Raw genomic sequence first — 12,839 nt, forward strand, 5'->3', positions numbered from 1 at the left:
ACCCTTTAAGCCCGCCTTCCCCATCGCGGGCTTTTCTTTGTCTGCTCTACCGCTTCCCTGCCTGCTCATACACCGAGCTGCGCTCGCGCTTACCGATGGCCAGCACCAGGATCACGATTCGCTCGTCCTCTACGCGGTACACCAGCCGATACCCAACCCCGCGCAATTTGATCTTGTAGCAGTCCTTCAGGCCGTGAAGGGCATCGCCTGGCACGCGTGGACCGCTCTGTCGCTCCTGTAGCTTTCGCAGGAACTGGAGGCGGATGGCGCCGTCGAGCTTTCGAAGCTCCTTCAGCGCTTTTGGGTCCCACTCAACGCTGAACTCAGTGGCCATTAGCGATATCGGCCTCGGCCTCGCCAATGAGGTCGTCGAGCGATACGCGGATAGGTGCTTCCTTGGCGTCGAGTCGGGCCTTGGCTACTTGTCCCAGCTCCAAGTCGTCCAGGCGCTCAACCATCGCCTCGTAGATATCAGCTGGGACCATGTAGCCCATGACGCGGTTGTGGTTCAGTACGGCCACGGCCGAGCCATTGGCGCCGCTCAGGACCGCCGACGGGTTCTTTTTGAGCTCGGATACGCTGACGGCCACATCAGCCAGAATATTTTGCATGGATAAGACTCCTATATAGGTCTTTATTTTGGTCTTTTATTTCCATGCAGGCAAGGGGGCAGAATCTCAGCTCCATGTTCAGGTCCAGTCAATGCACTGATAGTGCTAGATCTGGCGCCAGATCTTTTCGTTTCAGGATGACGGGAGGAGGGCGATCAGTTCATCTCGAGAGGCAATGTCTTTTTCCAGATAAGAAGATCCGGAGTGTGTCAAAGCCAGTTGTTCACCCCGCGCTTCCACGATGTCCACCACCCCAAGCAGGGCAAGTAAGTCGACCCCTTCGACTCTACCTATCTCCGGGGCTTCGAAGTCATCTTCATCAGTATATTGGGCCGCTAGCTCTTGAGCTTCATCGTGGGACTCAAGCAGTTCTATACCAGGCTGCTGCAGTTCATGCGACAGAAGGGCTGGGTCACCCGGTCGAACGAGCCGTACCAGGCGAAGATCGAGGTCGGCCTGCTGGATGTGAAGCTCGGTACCTTCGAACATCCAATCGACGGCACGATCCCGACATGCTCGACGCTGATTACCGGGAAAGGCCTGACGAAGCTGGAAGCGTTGTGGCGGGAGAGGGACGCTGACTTATTGGCGTAGGAGTGAAAAGAGCCCGGCCTAGAGCCGGACTTTTGATTGGAGCTCTGGTAAATCTTGATGGCGTAACGGTGGGCTGGCAGATGGCCCTCGTTGTTACGCCTTTAAATGTAAGCAAATTGCGTATACTTATGCCCAGTGAAAACAGTCTTCTTTGAAACCTCAAGCTTCACCGCCACCGTAGGTGATTACCTGACTGACGATGAGTATCGGCAGCTTCAGACGGAAATGCAGGCGAATCCTGAGGCGGGCGATGTAATGCCACGTACGGGCGGCTTCAGAAAGCTCCGTTGGCAGGACATTCGTCGTGGGAAGGGAAAGCGTGGCGGGCTTCGTGTCATTTACTACTGGTTGCTTAATGACGAACAGTTTTGGATGTTTTCGATCTGTGACAAGGATGAAATGGCGAACCTGACCGCTGATCAGGAGAAGGCACTGAAAGCTGCTATTGATGCAGAGCTGAAAAAACGAGGTGGGAAATGAAAAAGCGCGATCTGTTTGCTGAGCTGATGCAAGGTGTAAGCGAGATGGGCGAGCATCGGAAGGGGAAGATTACTCTTCGCCAATACGAAGTGGAGGCTCTTGCACCTCCAGAGGTGACAGCTGCTGAGATCATTTCCATCCGTGAAAAGCTTCACATGTCGCAGCCAGTGTTCGCCAGGCAGATCAGGGCCAGCCCTGACACGCTGAAAAACTGGGAACAATCGAAGTCCAAGCCCAATGCTCAGGCGGCACTGCTGATTAAGCTGGTTCAGCGCTTCCCCGACATGGTTGAGCGTCTTAACACCGTTTGAATTGAGAGTTACTCCAAAGCCCGGCCAAGTGCCGGGCTTTCTGCATCTGGCTCAAGCCTTTTCGGCGTTGGCTTTCTCTAGCAGGCTGGCGATGCCCTCGAGCAGGGCTAGGTCCGAATCCTTGAGCCTGCCTTTAGCCGCAGCCCGGACGAGCTTCTCGATAACCGCTACAGCTCGCGGCGAGGCCTTGTCCTGTGCCGGGCAGGTCCAGGCCTCGCTATCAATCTTGAGCGAGAGTCGAGCAGGGCAGTGACCTGTGAAGAACTCCGGCCCGATGTTGACTGGGCCTAGAGTTTGAAAAGCGTTACGCAATGAGCTTGCAAGGTGCCTAGAGAATCCGGGGCGATTCAGTCGTCAATCTCCCAGTCGTCGTTCTTTGTGTAGCTCGAAGTTCTGTAACCGGGAGTACCCAGGACGTTCGCCCTATCGCCACGTGTCCTGAACCAGCGCAAATCGGTTTTCAGCGATCGCCCACTATCAAATTTCAGGGTAGGCACGGCACCGAGGAAATAGCATCACCATAATGGTGACGGCTCCTCGGTACTTAGATGATAGACATGGCAATCCCTTACATCAAACGTTGTGCTTGCTCTTTGAGACCGACTGCATAAATGCCAAATGGCATCCGTCCCCAGGCCAATGGTGCCTGCGGTGAAGCCAGACTGTACGTTGAGTACGAACGCCTGCCACCATTCATCTGCGGTGGGCTTATGCGTATCACGGATGTCGCTGTTGTAATAAAAGTTTCTGAAGTTGAGAGTTGATTTGCTGTCCTCGATGAAAACGACGCCATTCGCAGTTACCAATAAAGAATCGAGCGCAACCGTACCCTAAGCAAAAAACCATAGTTGCTTTTTAATTAACGGACTGTTGCACTTGCTCCTTGAGACCGTCTGCCCTGTTGCGTCCTGCAAAAATAGAGTTTGTTGATCGCGGTCAAAAAGAATATTGATCTTTATCGGTATGATCATCTGTCTTAAATAAGAGCTGAGCAACAGAAAATTATTGTCGCTAGCGAAGTCCTGACTCGACAACTCTACGGAAAGGTAATCAACGGATTGTCACCTTTAATCGAAAAGAAGTTAAATGACGGTCCGGCGTCGAAATTCAAGAAGCTATGTCTTATTCTGCAGTCGATGTGCTGCGAATAATAATGGGTGTTCTATTAAAATCTGGAAAGGGTGTTAAAAATGCGTCCATTTTGGCGAAAAAATTTACACAAAACAGATCCGGTCACGGAAGGTCCAATAATAACCTTTCTAACGCCTGTTACGATCGATCCCTCTCTCACCGAAACGCGCGCGGAAGACTTGCGGCAGCGAGACTTCTATCGAGGACTGTCTGAAAATCTTTTGACATGTGGTAACTCTTTATCACACGTGAGTGAGTCTTTCTCCACGCTTAACCAACAACTCGAACTCAATCATCAGCGTGCCGAAAACGTAGCGTGTGCAGCGGTCAGTAATCGTGGACAGATCAAAGAGTTGCAGGATCAATCTCACGTTCTGGAAATGGGGGTGGAGGCGCTCGAAAACGTGATAAATCATTTAGTCAGTCGTGCTGGCGAAATTGATCGTATCGTCGATCTGATTAGAGATATCGCACGTCAAACCAACCTTCTGGCACTCAACGCGGCGATCGAAGCAGCCCGGGCCGGTGAATCGGGAAGAGGTTTTGCCGTCGTGGCAAATGAGGTCCGTAATCTGGCGGAAAGGACGGCTCAAGCTACCCAGGAGATAGTCAACGAAACATCGGCTATCCAAAAAGAAGTCGGCATCGCCAAAGACGCTATTTCCAGACAAAGTAAGGCATCGGAAATATTCACCTCGGTCATTGATCATACCGCACAGGCAATGACAAGCATGTTCGAAGAAGCTCAAACTATGCAGCTTGAAATTGATCGGTCGCATGTCCTTTCAAAAATAGAACTTGCCAATATGGAAGAGCTTACTATAAAAGTTGCAGTCTATGATCGGCTGATCAATCCTCGCCAAGAACCCCTGGTCCTGCCTGATGAAACCGAATGCTTATTTGGCCAGTGGTACTATGAGCAAAAAAATTCCAAGACTCCCCATGATGCAGCGTTACGCCGCTTGGAAATACCCCACAAACTCGTACATAGCAGTGGTTTGGCGGCGATTGTTGCTCATGCCAAAGGTGATCTGAAGAATACGCTTAAGCATGTGAGTGCAATGGAAGCGGCAAACCTGACTGTTATGCAAACAGTTAAAAGCATCAGGCAAATATTACCTCACTGATTTGACTTTCAGTCAATCTGTTAATTTAGTGGGACTATCCAGAATAATAAGCTGAAAGCGATCATTCAGGATTGTCAGGTTGCCAGAGACCGTTTATTACTGGTAGACGCGTGTGCCGAGTTCATCGGAGTAACGACCCAGTAAAAGCCGAGCCACAAAGCAGCCACACCACTTGAGCTGGCCAAGTTCAACTCCTGCTCTCCGGTATGGGTATCCGGTGCAGGACGAGGATCTGGCTCGGCTGTCGCCGCTGATCTACGAGCACATCATATGCTGGGGCGATACTCCTTCGCGATACCGGAAGAGGTCACCCGAGGTGAGCTGAGATCGCTGCGTAATCCAGACGAAGATCTGTGATATCTCTCTGGTGAAGGGTCGTCTCCAAGACCTTCGAGCTTAAGTGTACTTTCAGTTCCATACTTCTCAAACCCCTTGTCCGCCTCAAGGCGATAAGCCCTGAGCTGTTCGTCGCTCCAAGCCACAGTCGTCGCTTTACTCCTAAGTTATACGACAGAAGCGTCGCTGCTGAATTTGCTGCCTATGAGATGTCGCATAAATCTGTCGCACGTCATAAATTACCTGTGACAATAAATGCGACAGGTGCTTCATGGAAAACGAAGCTCAGCAGATTGGATACGTTTGGGTTTCGACGCAAGGTCAGGATCTGGAGCAGCAACGAATTGCCCTAGGGCAAAGGAAGTGACTGAGATGGACCTGTTCCGATCAGCGAGCGCTTCGGCAGCCGTCGCGACGTGGTCGGCACTCAGGTCGACGTGGTGCCGACCAGACGGTGGCGATGATTCGTTGTGATCGCTTACGGGTTCAGCCGAAGGGGCGGCCAGCGCGTCTGTATCGCTATCGGCTGGGCTGCGAACCGGGTGGTGAGCGGATCGCCCGGGCGGGTGGTCGATACGATGCTGCAACGCCAGCTGGAAGCCTATCTGCAGCCAGCCACTGCCAGCCTGCTGGCCAACCGTAGTGGCGACCGCGAAAAAGGTGCGCTCGTCATGCCTCTGGCGACCGAGTCGGTCACCTCTGCGAGCGCGCCAGCTCAGCCGGACAAGAGGTGTCCTGGCAGCCTGTCAATGCTTGATCGGGGTAAAAGTGTCGTCGGCAAAATAGCTGGTGTAGTCGCCTAATGCGCCCACTATGGTGATTGCACCGTCACGCTGTGTGGCCCGAGTGTCTGCCATGGCATCGGCGCCGGCTAGCAGCCGGCTGATGATCAGGTGCAACTGCGCATCGGCTTCGGCGCCCAGCTTGCAGTTCTCGACCATGTAGGCGACCTGGCTTCGGACCTCTTCAGCGAGCTGGTCATACTGCACCGCAGACAGGCGGTTCTCGTGGATCGAGGGCAGGGCCTGGCGCATGCTCTCGTTTACCTTGCCCATCGCCTTGCGAAGCGGCGCATCGGTGTTCCAGCGGGTGCCCTCGTCGAGTTGCAGCGCCGTCGCGCCGTCGGCATGGCCGTGATCGTGATCTGTAGCGGCGAGGCCGATGCCGGCATAGCCCAGCGTGCCGCTGCCGAGGATGAAGGCGAGAGCGAAGGCTTTGGGTTTGCTGATCATCTGAGTAACTCCTGGTGGTTGGAGCAGCAAAGGGCGGCCCCTATCGTTTAACGATGGCTGTCCGGATTTGTTCCATCGATTTCGTCATTGGCGATGCAACTGCTCGATGGTGCCGGCGCCGATGGGCTGCATCAACAACAGAGCCAGTTTCTCGCGTTGCTGTGGTTCGAGGATTTCCCGCTCCAGCAGCAGTTGCTCGATGAGCAGGCGTTGTTGTTCGTTCTGCAGTTCGGCGATCCTCAGTTGTTCGGCATTGATCGCCGCGCGGTCTAGCTGTTCGGCGAAGATTGCCTCGATCAGTCGGTTGCGGTGCTCGCCGATGGCTGAGTTGGAATCATGCAGGAACGCCAGGAAAGGCGCCTCGGCATCGTGCCAGCGCTGCAGCTGACTGGTGCTCAGTTGCAGGTGGCGCGACAGCTCGGTGGGTGCGCCGGAGGGCATCGGCAGTCCGTCGTGCTGCAGCTTCTGCCAGCCCGCCGTGACAATGATGCCAAGGTTGACGAGCAGGGACAGGACCAGGGCATTGCGCAGGGTCGATTGGGTCATTTCAGATTTACCTTCAGGTAGCAGAGTTCGGGACGTGCGCACAGCGCGCCGGGCGGAGCGCTGCCGAGCACGGCAAGCATGGAGGCGGCGGCAGGGCGGGCTTGCGGCGGTTCTTGGAGGGCGCTGCCGATAAGCAGCCCGAGCATGATCGACGCGGCAGCGCTGGCTATCTGCATCCAGCGTCGTTGCCAGCGCGTGCGGCCTGGTGCGGGTGCGAATTGCGCGTGCAGGCGTTCGCTCAATTTGTCTGGCAACGCTGCGCAGGGCAGCGCCTGCAGACTGCGACTGAGTGCGCCCAGTTCCGCCAGGGTTGCGCTGCATTGTTCGCAGACGGGTAGGTGATTGGCAGCGCGAGTGTGCTCGTCGGGTGCCAGTTCGTTATCGAGGTAGGCGGATAACGTCGCCAAATCCAAATGTTCAGTCATCGGTGTGGCCTCCGTGAGCCTGGCGATAGGCGCGCAGCAGCGCTCCGCGAGCCCTAGCTAGGCGCGATTTGACAGTACCGGTGTTGATCTGCAGCGTGGCAGCCAACTCGTCATAGGACAGCCCCTCGACCTCTCGTAGCAGGAGGATCTCCCGCTGCTCTTGGGGTAGGCCGGCCAGCAGCCGCTCCAGCAGCATGAGGCGGCGCCCGCTTTCCAGTTGCTTCAGCGGCGACGGCGCGGGGTCGACCAGCTCTGCATGGTCCTCTAGCGGGTCTTCGGCATGCCGTCGTCGCTTGCGCAGCGTGTCCAGCGCGGCATTGCGCGCGATCTGCAGTAGCCATGTCTGGAAGCGGGCCTCGGGACGCCACCTCGGTAAGGCCTGAAATGCCCTGATGAAGGTTTCTTGGGTAAGGTCTGCAGCCTCGTCGGAGCAGCCGAGCAGGCGACGGATGAAGTGGAAAACGCGCGCCTGATGGCTACCTACCAGGGCGGCGAAGGCCTGCCGATTGCCGGTTACCGCGCGCTGGATGAGGTCGTCTTCGCTTTCGTTCATTAAGAGGAGCCCGCAGCATTTGGAAAAAAACGTACGCTAAGCTCAGTTGTCATCTATCCAGATGGGGGCAAAAGACAAGCGTGGCTTAAGTGCACATTCTATCCGTTGCTCCCACCCCATGAGTCGCCGATCTGTGGCTGATTAGCCGCGCCAACAAAACCGACGGTGCGCGCGTTCGTGACAATCGCCCGTAAAGACACAATGGCGTATCGGCAACCTTGATTTGAACTGCAACTTCAATCGTGCCAGCAGCGCTACCGGGCCAGCGGTCTCAACCTGGTGACGGCCGCCATCGTGCTGTGGAACACGGTGTACCTGGAGCGCGCGACATAAGGGTTGGGCGAGACCGGCAGCCGGTGGACAGCGAGCTGCTGCAACACCTGTCGCCGCGGGGATGGGAGCACATCAACCTGACCGGCGATTACGTCTGGCGGCAGTTGATGGGTATCAGCGGGTGGCCTCTCAGAGGGGCGTTAGCCAGGCGCGTAATTGCATTGACTTGACCATCCATTCGCATTGCCACTGACTGGTCAATTGCATTCGTGCTGACCAACTGTTGCATTCGACTTGACCGGCACACGCGGTAGTGACGATCGGCAGAGAACGCCCCATCCTTTCGATCGTGTTTTCGGTGCTCAACGTAGCCCCGAATTTTCTCAGACCGTAAGGCTTTTGTAACACGTTCGCGGCCTCATCTAACTGTGCGCAAATGACTCATGCGGCCTTCCTGAAGCCACTCAACAGCTTTATGTTTCCTGACACCGCGTGGTAATTGAAGTAACCACTCACCCCCGAGTGAGCCACTGCCCTTGAGCCCGGAGGGGTTCATGACACCGGCGCTTCAGCTCATCCCGAATAGCCAGCAGCGTCGCACGCATTCGATTCTTGACCGTCAGGCGCAGTATTTGGAACCCACCAACTGCTGAGTCTGCCATTGCGTCCTGAAGCCCACCACGCTGTCATCCGCGTAGCGAACAACGATCACATCGCCACGGGCATGTTGCTCGCGCCACTGCCTTGTCCACAGAACCAGCACGGAGTGAAGATAGATATTCGCCAGCAATGGCGATAGAGCACCGGCAACAATAGAGCAAACTCTCGGATGAAATGGGGGCTGCGCATTGCCTTGGAAAGTTTTGCTCCGAGGTATGCGGGATGCCCCGACGTCGAGATTGTTCTCGTCATTGAAGTCATCGCCCCACTGGCGGGAAACTCAGTAATGAGCCGAAAACCGCGTGCCGCGAAAAAGTCTTGGCGGGGCGGCTCTAGTTCACGCTGATACCAGTCGTCTGATCCAGTCCAGCAGCACACTGGGCAGCAACTCTGGTCTGTGCAGCAAGGCATATTGCCGCGAGCCGAATACCGCCGGCAGGTAATTCGCCGCCTGGCGGTCGATGGTCAAACAGAACGGATAGATGCCTTGGAGCTTGGCTTCGGTCACGGCCTGACGCATGTCTTCGACACCATAGCGGCCTTCGTACTGGTCAACATCGTTCGGCTTGCCGTCGGAGAGCAGTAACAAAAGACGGTGCGTGGCGGCTTCGCGCATCAGCAATGTGCTGGCGTGGCGCAGGGCGGCGCCGGCCCGGGTATAGCGTTCCGGCTCGAGGGCGGCAATGCGCCGACCGACTTCATCGCTGTAGCGCTCATCGAATGCTTTCAGGGTGCGGATTGTGACCCGCTGCGGCCCTTCGCCGGAAAACGCCAGCACGCTATAGGGCTCGCCCAGGCTCTCCAGCGCCAGACAGACCAGCAGCAATGCCTCGCGCTCGACATCAATGACCCGGCGATGGTTGGACAGCCAGCTGTCAGTGGAGCCGCTGACGTCGATCAGCAACATGATCGCCATGTCGCGTCGGCCACGACGCTGGGTTTGATACAGCGCCTGCGGCATGCTCAGGCCGGCGCGGGCCTCGGCGCAACCGTCGATATACGCCTCCAGATCGATATCGTCGCCCTCCCATTGTTTGCGCAGCCTGACACGCTGCGCCCGCAGGCATTCGAATTGCCGGCGGATGGCATCGAGCACCGGGCGGTGAGTCTCGAGGGTTCGCTCGACCCACTGCTGCGGGCCATCCTGGGCGGGACACAGTTGCAGGGAGGTGCCCGGATCATGGTAGATCTGGCGGCGGTAATCCCACTCGGGGTAGCTGATTGCGTTGCGGAGAATGTCCTGTGCAGCGCGCTGGACCCGGGTCTGTGGCGGGTCGTCAGACAGCAACACTTCTTTCGGTCGGCCTGCCGTGACCACCAGTCGGGCTTCGTTGAGTTCGGACAATGACTCGGCGAAATCAGCCGCCGGGGTATCAGTATCCCGGTCGGTCGGGCGTTGCATGCCCATAGGGTCTTCGGCTTTTTCCAGCGGTTCGGCGGTTTGCACCATCCACATGCCTTGTTCCCGCTCGTCGTCCTCGTCGGCACAGGCCTTGCGCGCAGTGGGCTGACGTGTGAGGCGGGCACTGCGTGGCAGGGCGTCTTCGTTGTCGATTTCACCGGGCAGGGGCGACACCTTCTGGCCCGCCGGTGGCTCGCGCAGGTCGCCGGTCCAGGCATCGAGAAACAGCAGATGAGCGCCGAGCCCGTGAGACGCTTCGGCGCACTGGAGACGTTGCGCGAGGGTTTCTGATAGTTGCAGCGAGTCGGCCGTTTCGGTGGGGATCGCCAGCCCTTCCAGAGGCGCGCCAACTTCGCTGCTCAGCAGTAACCGAAGGAAGTTTTCCAGGGGTTGTCGCTGTTTGGAAAAGGCGTGAAGCGGTGGACGGGTCGCCAGGGCATGTTGGCGCAAGCCACGAATTGATGGCGCCAACCCCGGTAACAGGCGTATCAGATCCGCATCAGCCGCCCAGGCTTCGAGGAGCCGATAGACGCTACGCTGCATTGGGTTGTCGAGGGCTGACAGGGCGTTGGCACTGCCTCGTCGGGCGCGCATAGCCTGTTGCAAGGCCAGCGTTCTATAACGTTCCAGCGTCAGCGGACTTTCGCCGCTGCCCAGGTGCGCCGGCAGCCATAAGGACACGCCGTCGGTCGCCGGGATGGCGCTTTGCCCACACGGTTTTTCGTTACGTAGCAAAAGCTTTTTCAGTAGCGTGGGCGGCGAGGGTGGTTGCGCAACGCGCAGCGAATAATGGGTGTTGAACACCGCCTTGATCAGCAGATCGAGGTGTTGTACAACATCCCCGAGGGTGACGATTTTTGCAGTGTCCGAAGGGGCCAGGTGACGACGCCACAACGCCTGTGCATACACCGTCGCGTGGCGTGCGACATCGGTGATGACGTCCTCGGCTTCGGCCATCTAGATAAACGACAGGTCGACGAGGTCGCGCATGGCAGCGACCAGCACCGCGTCATCGGATAGCGGCGAGATCAGCGCAACCCGGCAGGCGATGGGCGCAGCAATGCCGCTGGTAATCAGTCGCGCAGTGGCAATCAGCAGACGGGTACTGGGGACTTCCGCCAGGCCTCGATCCTGCAAGGCGCGTAGCCGCTGGGCGAGGGTGACCAGGGCGTGGGCGGTGGCGTAGTCGGTTCCACCTTCATGGATAACGATGGCCATTTCGCGCTCGGCCGGCGGGAAGTCAAAATCCAGCGCCACAAAGCGCTGTCGGGTACTCGGCTTCAAGTCCTTGAGAATCCGTTGGTAGCCGGGGTTGTAGGACACCACCAATTGAAAGTGTGGCGAGGCTTCGACGATCTCGCCGATTTTGTCCAGGGGCAGAATGCGTCGGTGGTCGGTCAGCGGGTGCAAGACGACAATGGTGTCTTGCCGCGCTTCGACCACCTCGTCCAGATAACAGATCGCGCCTTCGCGCACGGCTCGGGTCAGCGGGCCTTCCGTCCAGTGGGTGCCTTGGTGACCGATCAGGAAACGCCCGACCAGGTCGCTGGCACTCAAGTCGTCATGGCAGGAAATAGTGATCAGCGGGCGCTTCAGACGCCAAGCCATGTGTTCGACAAAACGGGTCTTGCCACACCCGGTGGGTCCTTTGAGCATGACTGCCAGTTGCTGTGCATGGCATTGCTCGAAGATCGCCACCTCGGCGCCGCTGGGCTGGTAATAGGGTTCAGCTTGCAGCAGCGCGGATTCTGCGGCCGACAGGTTCTGCTGCATTCGCGAACGATCCATCACAACGCTGCGCCCGACGCACGAGGCGCGTCCAGAACCGGATCGGCTTCATCGACATTGAATTGCGGCGCATGGCGGAAAAAATCGAAGATAAACAGCCCGACACCCAGGCTGAACATCGACGCCGTCGCCACCAGCATCAGGAAATGCACCTGAATCTTCAACTGCACATCCAGATAGCCCATGCCGAGAATGCGTTCAAGGTACACCTGAGCAATGCCCGCAGTGGCAAATGACAGGGTCATGCCGAACATCCCTCCCAACTGCAGCCAAAATGCCCAATAACCGATACTGCTTTCTTCCACGGGACGACGGGTCATGCCTGGCAGCGCATAGGTGATCATCGCCAGGACAATCATGACGTAGGCTCCATAAAAGGCCGCATGGCCGTGCATGGCGGTGATCAGGGTGCCATGGGTCCATTTGTTGACGTCGGGAAAGGTGTGGGCCAGACCCAGGAGGCCGGCGCCAAACATGGTGAACAGGGCGCTGCCTATGGTCCAGTGCAAGGCCAGTTTATTGGGATGAGAGAGGCCGGAGCGGCGCATTGCGTTGTAGGCATAGATCGCCATGCCGACTAGCGCCATAGGCTCAAGTGCACTGAAGAAGCCGCCCAATGGAAGCCAGTAATGGGGGACGCCGATCCAGTAATAGTGGTGGGCGGTGCCAAGGATGCCGGCAATGAACACCAGGCCGACAATGACGTACAGCCACTTCTCCATGACCTCGCGATCAGCGCCGGACAGCCTGATCAGCAGATAGGCCAGAAAGCCGCCCTGGATCATTTCCCAGACACCTTCGACCCACAGGTGAATCGTCCACCAGCGGTAGTAGATCGACACCACGTAGTTTTCATAATGCAGCAGCGCCGGCAAATAAAGCACAGCGGCACTGGCCAAACCCAACAAAAGAACGCCTTCGGTGGCAGTGAAACGCCCGGCTTTCTTGATGGTCATGCCGATGTTGTAGAGAAACATCAGCATGCAGATCACGATCACGATCTTGTGCGGCAGCGGTTGTTCGAGCAATTTGTTCCCGGTGCCGTAACCGAACAGGTAGCCCAGCACGGCGGTGACGCCCATGGCCGTCCACAACCCGAGCTGGATATAGGCCAGTTTGGTGCTGTGCAACTCGCCACGGGACTCGTCGGGCACCATCCAGTAGGTTGCCCCCATGAATCCGGTCAGCACCCAGACGATCAACAGATTGGTGTGTATCGCCTTGGTGACATCAAAGGGCAACACGTCCAGCAGGGGATCCGGTCCGAGGTATTTGGCCGCCGAGAGCAAGCCGAATACCAGTTGCAGACCGAATAGTGCCATGGCAACGGCGAAGTACCAGTAAGCGACGGATTGAGATCTGTAACGCAT

15 protein-coding genes and 2 pseudogenes are annotated in these 12,839 nt (G+C 57.3%); 6 read left to right on the forward strand and 11 right to left on the reverse strand.

Features of this window, described 5'->3' with window-relative positions:
- Nucleotides 1-46 precede the first annotated feature (46 nt).
- Together AAEZ06_RS23400 and AAEZ06_RS23405 are read right to left on the reverse strand one after the other, a co-directional pair.
- Nucleotides 47-334, reverse strand: coding sequence for a type II toxin-antitoxin system RelE family toxin (locus AAEZ06_RS23400; protein ID WP_350616458.1), 288 nt, complete (start codon nucleotides 332-334; stop codon nucleotides 47-49).
- A complete protein-coding gene (locus AAEZ06_RS23405) occupies nucleotides 324-611 on the reverse strand; it encodes a type II toxin-antitoxin system Phd/YefM family antitoxin (RefSeq protein WP_149414758.1) in 288 nt (95 codons plus the stop codon). Before AAEZ06_RS23405 ends, AAEZ06_RS23400 begins: the two co-directional genes overlap by 11 nt.
- A 354-nt stretch (nucleotides 612-965) precedes the next feature.
- On the opposite strand from AAEZ06_RS23405, the gene AAEZ06_RS23410 reads away from it, so the two are divergent.
- From AAEZ06_RS23410 to AAEZ06_RS23420, 3 genes are all read left to right on the forward strand, one after another.
- The gene (locus AAEZ06_RS23410; RefSeq protein WP_256666364.1) at nucleotides 966-1,205 is read left to right on the forward strand and encodes a phage antirepressor KilAC domain-containing protein; all 240 of its coding nucleotides are present in this window, start codon (nucleotides 966-968) and stop codon (nucleotides 1,203-1,205) included.
- 135 nt (nucleotides 1,206-1,340) lie between these two features.
- Nucleotides 1,341-1,685: a type II toxin-antitoxin system RelE/ParE family toxin gene (locus tag AAEZ06_RS23415; RefSeq protein WP_149414757.1), complete on the forward strand. Its 345-nt coding sequence runs from the start codon at nucleotides 1,341-1,343 to the stop codon at nucleotides 1,683-1,685.
- Entirely contained in the window at nucleotides 1,682-1,996 is a 315-nt protein-coding gene (locus tag AAEZ06_RS23420; protein ID WP_149414756.1) for a helix-turn-helix domain-containing protein, read from the forward strand. Before AAEZ06_RS23415 ends, AAEZ06_RS23420 begins: the two co-directional genes overlap by 4 nt.
- A gap of 515 nt (nucleotides 1,997-2,511) precedes the next feature.
- Here the strand turns inward: AAEZ06_RS23420 and AAEZ06_RS23425 are convergent.
- Nucleotides 2,512-2,802, reverse strand: a complete 291-nt coding sequence (locus tag AAEZ06_RS23425; RefSeq protein ID WP_350616461.1) for an OprD family outer membrane porin — start codon at nucleotides 2,800-2,802, stop codon at nucleotides 2,512-2,514.
- A gap of 759 nt (nucleotides 2,803-3,561) precedes the next feature.
- On the opposite strand from AAEZ06_RS23425, the pseudogene AAEZ06_RS28635 reads away from it, so the two are divergent.
- Together AAEZ06_RS28635 and AAEZ06_RS28640 are read left to right on the forward strand one after the other, a co-directional pair.
- Nucleotides 3,562-3,837: pseudogene (locus AAEZ06_RS28635) on the forward strand (methyl-accepting chemotaxis protein); the annotation flags it as partial.
- Nucleotides 3,838-3,933: 96 nt separating this feature from the next.
- Nucleotides 3,934-4,254, forward strand: a complete 321-nt coding sequence (locus tag AAEZ06_RS28640; RefSeq protein ID WP_256666404.1) for a CZB domain-containing protein — start codon at nucleotides 3,934-3,936, stop codon at nucleotides 4,252-4,254.
- A 1,082-nt stretch (nucleotides 4,255-5,336) separates the two neighbouring features.
- On the opposite strand, the gene AAEZ06_RS23440 is transcribed toward AAEZ06_RS28640, so the two are convergent.
- From AAEZ06_RS23440 to AAEZ06_RS23455, 4 genes are all read right to left on the reverse strand, one after another.
- Nucleotides 5,337-5,822: a hypothetical protein gene (locus AAEZ06_RS23440; RefSeq protein ID WP_149415201.1), complete on the reverse strand. Its 486-nt coding sequence runs from the start codon at nucleotides 5,820-5,822 to the stop codon at nucleotides 5,337-5,339.
- Between the two features lie 84 nt (nucleotides 5,823-5,906).
- Complete coding sequence (locus tag AAEZ06_RS23445) at nucleotides 5,907-6,368, reverse strand: periplasmic heavy metal sensor (RefSeq protein ID WP_149415200.1); 462 nt, start codon at nucleotides 6,366-6,368, stop codon at nucleotides 5,907-5,909.
- Nucleotides 6,365-6,793 carry an anti-sigma factor family protein gene (locus AAEZ06_RS23450; protein WP_149415199.1) on the reverse strand — a complete coding sequence of 143 codons (429 nt, stop codon included), beginning with the start codon at nucleotides 6,791-6,793 and terminating at the stop codon, nucleotides 6,365-6,367. Before AAEZ06_RS23450 ends, AAEZ06_RS23445 begins: the two co-directional genes overlap by 4 nt.
- Nucleotides 6,786-7,346: an RNA polymerase sigma factor gene (locus AAEZ06_RS23455; protein ID WP_149415198.1), complete on the reverse strand. Its 561-nt coding sequence runs from the start codon at nucleotides 7,344-7,346 to the stop codon at nucleotides 6,786-6,788. The genes AAEZ06_RS23450 and AAEZ06_RS23455 overlap by 8 nt, the downstream gene beginning before the upstream one ends.
- Before the next feature lie 246 nt (nucleotides 7,347-7,592).
- On the opposite strand from AAEZ06_RS23455, the pseudogene AAEZ06_RS23460 reads away from it, so the two are divergent.
- Nucleotides 7,593-7,849 (forward strand): annotated as a pseudogene (locus AAEZ06_RS23460) (Tn3 family transposase); the annotation flags it as partial.
- Nucleotides 7,850-8,238: 389 nt separating this feature from the next.
- Here AAEZ06_RS23460 and AAEZ06_RS23465 read toward each other — a convergent pair.
- The 4 genes from AAEZ06_RS23465 to AAEZ06_RS23480 all read right to left on the reverse strand — a co-directional run bounded on the left by AAEZ06_RS23465 (nucleotide 8,239) and on the right by AAEZ06_RS23480 (nucleotide 12,839).
- Nucleotides 8,239-8,409, reverse strand: coding sequence for an RNA-dependent RNA polymerase family protein (locus AAEZ06_RS23465; protein ID WP_256666402.1), 171 nt, complete (start codon nucleotides 8,407-8,409; stop codon nucleotides 8,239-8,241).
- Nucleotides 8,410-8,616: 207 nt separating this feature from the next.
- Nucleotides 8,617-10,638, reverse strand: coding sequence for a nitric oxide reductase activation protein NorD (locus AAEZ06_RS23470; protein ID WP_350616465.1), 2,022 nt, complete (start codon nucleotides 10,636-10,638; stop codon nucleotides 8,617-8,619).
- On the reverse strand, nucleotides 10,639-11,454 hold the full coding sequence (locus AAEZ06_RS23475; RefSeq protein WP_149415204.1) for a CbbQ/NirQ/NorQ/GpvN family protein: 816 nt from the start codon (nucleotides 11,452-11,454) through the stop codon (nucleotides 10,639-10,641). It abuts the gene before it with no gap.
- A gap of 14 nt (nucleotides 11,455-11,468) precedes the next feature.
- The gene (locus AAEZ06_RS23480) at nucleotides 11,469-12,839 is read right to left on the reverse strand and encodes a cbb3-type cytochrome c oxidase subunit I (RefSeq protein WP_149415196.1); all 1,371 of its coding nucleotides are present in this window, start codon (nucleotides 12,837-12,839) and stop codon (nucleotides 11,469-11,471) included.

Source organism: Pseudomonas sp. HY7a-MNA-CIBAN-0227, assembly GCF_040310325.1.
GTDB lineage: Bacteria > Pseudomonadota > Gammaproteobacteria > Pseudomonadales > Pseudomonadaceae > Aquipseudomonas.

What these genes read in the sequence shown, in the direction of transcription:
- AAEZ06_RS23440 (WP_149415201.1), bottom strand. Translation starts at nt 5,822, where the DNA reads ATGATCAGCAAACCCAAAGCCTTCGCTCTCGCCTTCATCCTCGGCAGC.
- AAEZ06_RS23400 (WP_350616458.1), bottom strand. Translation starts at nt 334, where the DNA reads ATGGCCACTGAGTTCAGCGTTGAGTGGGACCCAAAAGCGCTGAAGGAG.
- AAEZ06_RS23455 (WP_149415198.1), bottom strand. Translation starts at nt 7,346, where the DNA reads ATGAACGAAAGCGAAGACGACCTCATCCAGCGCGCGGTAACCGGCAAT.
- AAEZ06_RS23470 (WP_350616465.1), bottom strand. Translation starts at nt 10,638, where the DNA reads ATGGCCGAAGCCGAGGACGTCATCACCGATGTCGCACGCCACGCGACG.
- AAEZ06_RS23445 (WP_149415200.1), bottom strand. Translation starts at nt 6,368, where the DNA reads ATGACCCAATCGACCCTGCGCAATGCCCTGGTCCTGTCCCTGCTCGTC.
- AAEZ06_RS23480 (WP_149415196.1), bottom strand. Translation starts at nt 12,839, where the DNA reads ATGCGTTACAGATCTCAATCCGTCGCTTACTGGTACTTCGCCGTTGCC.
- AAEZ06_RS23475 (WP_149415204.1), bottom strand. Translation starts at nt 11,454, where the DNA reads ATGCAGCAGAACCTGTCGGCCGCAGAATCCGCGCTGCTGCAAGCTGAA.
- AAEZ06_RS28640 (WP_256666404.1), top strand. Translation starts at nt 3,934, where the DNA reads ATGGAAGAGCTTACTATAAAAGTTGCAGTCTATGATCGGCTGATCAAT.
- AAEZ06_RS23450 (WP_149415199.1), bottom strand. Translation starts at nt 6,793, where the DNA reads ATGACTGAACATTTGGATTTGGCGACGTTATCCGCCTACCTCGATAAC.
- AAEZ06_RS23420 (WP_149414756.1), top strand. Translation starts at nt 1,682, where the DNA reads ATGAAAAAGCGCGATCTGTTTGCTGAGCTGATGCAAGGTGTAAGCGAG.
- AAEZ06_RS23405 (WP_149414758.1), bottom strand. Translation starts at nt 611, where the DNA reads ATGCAAAATATTCTGGCTGATGTGGCCGTCAGCGTATCCGAGCTCAAA.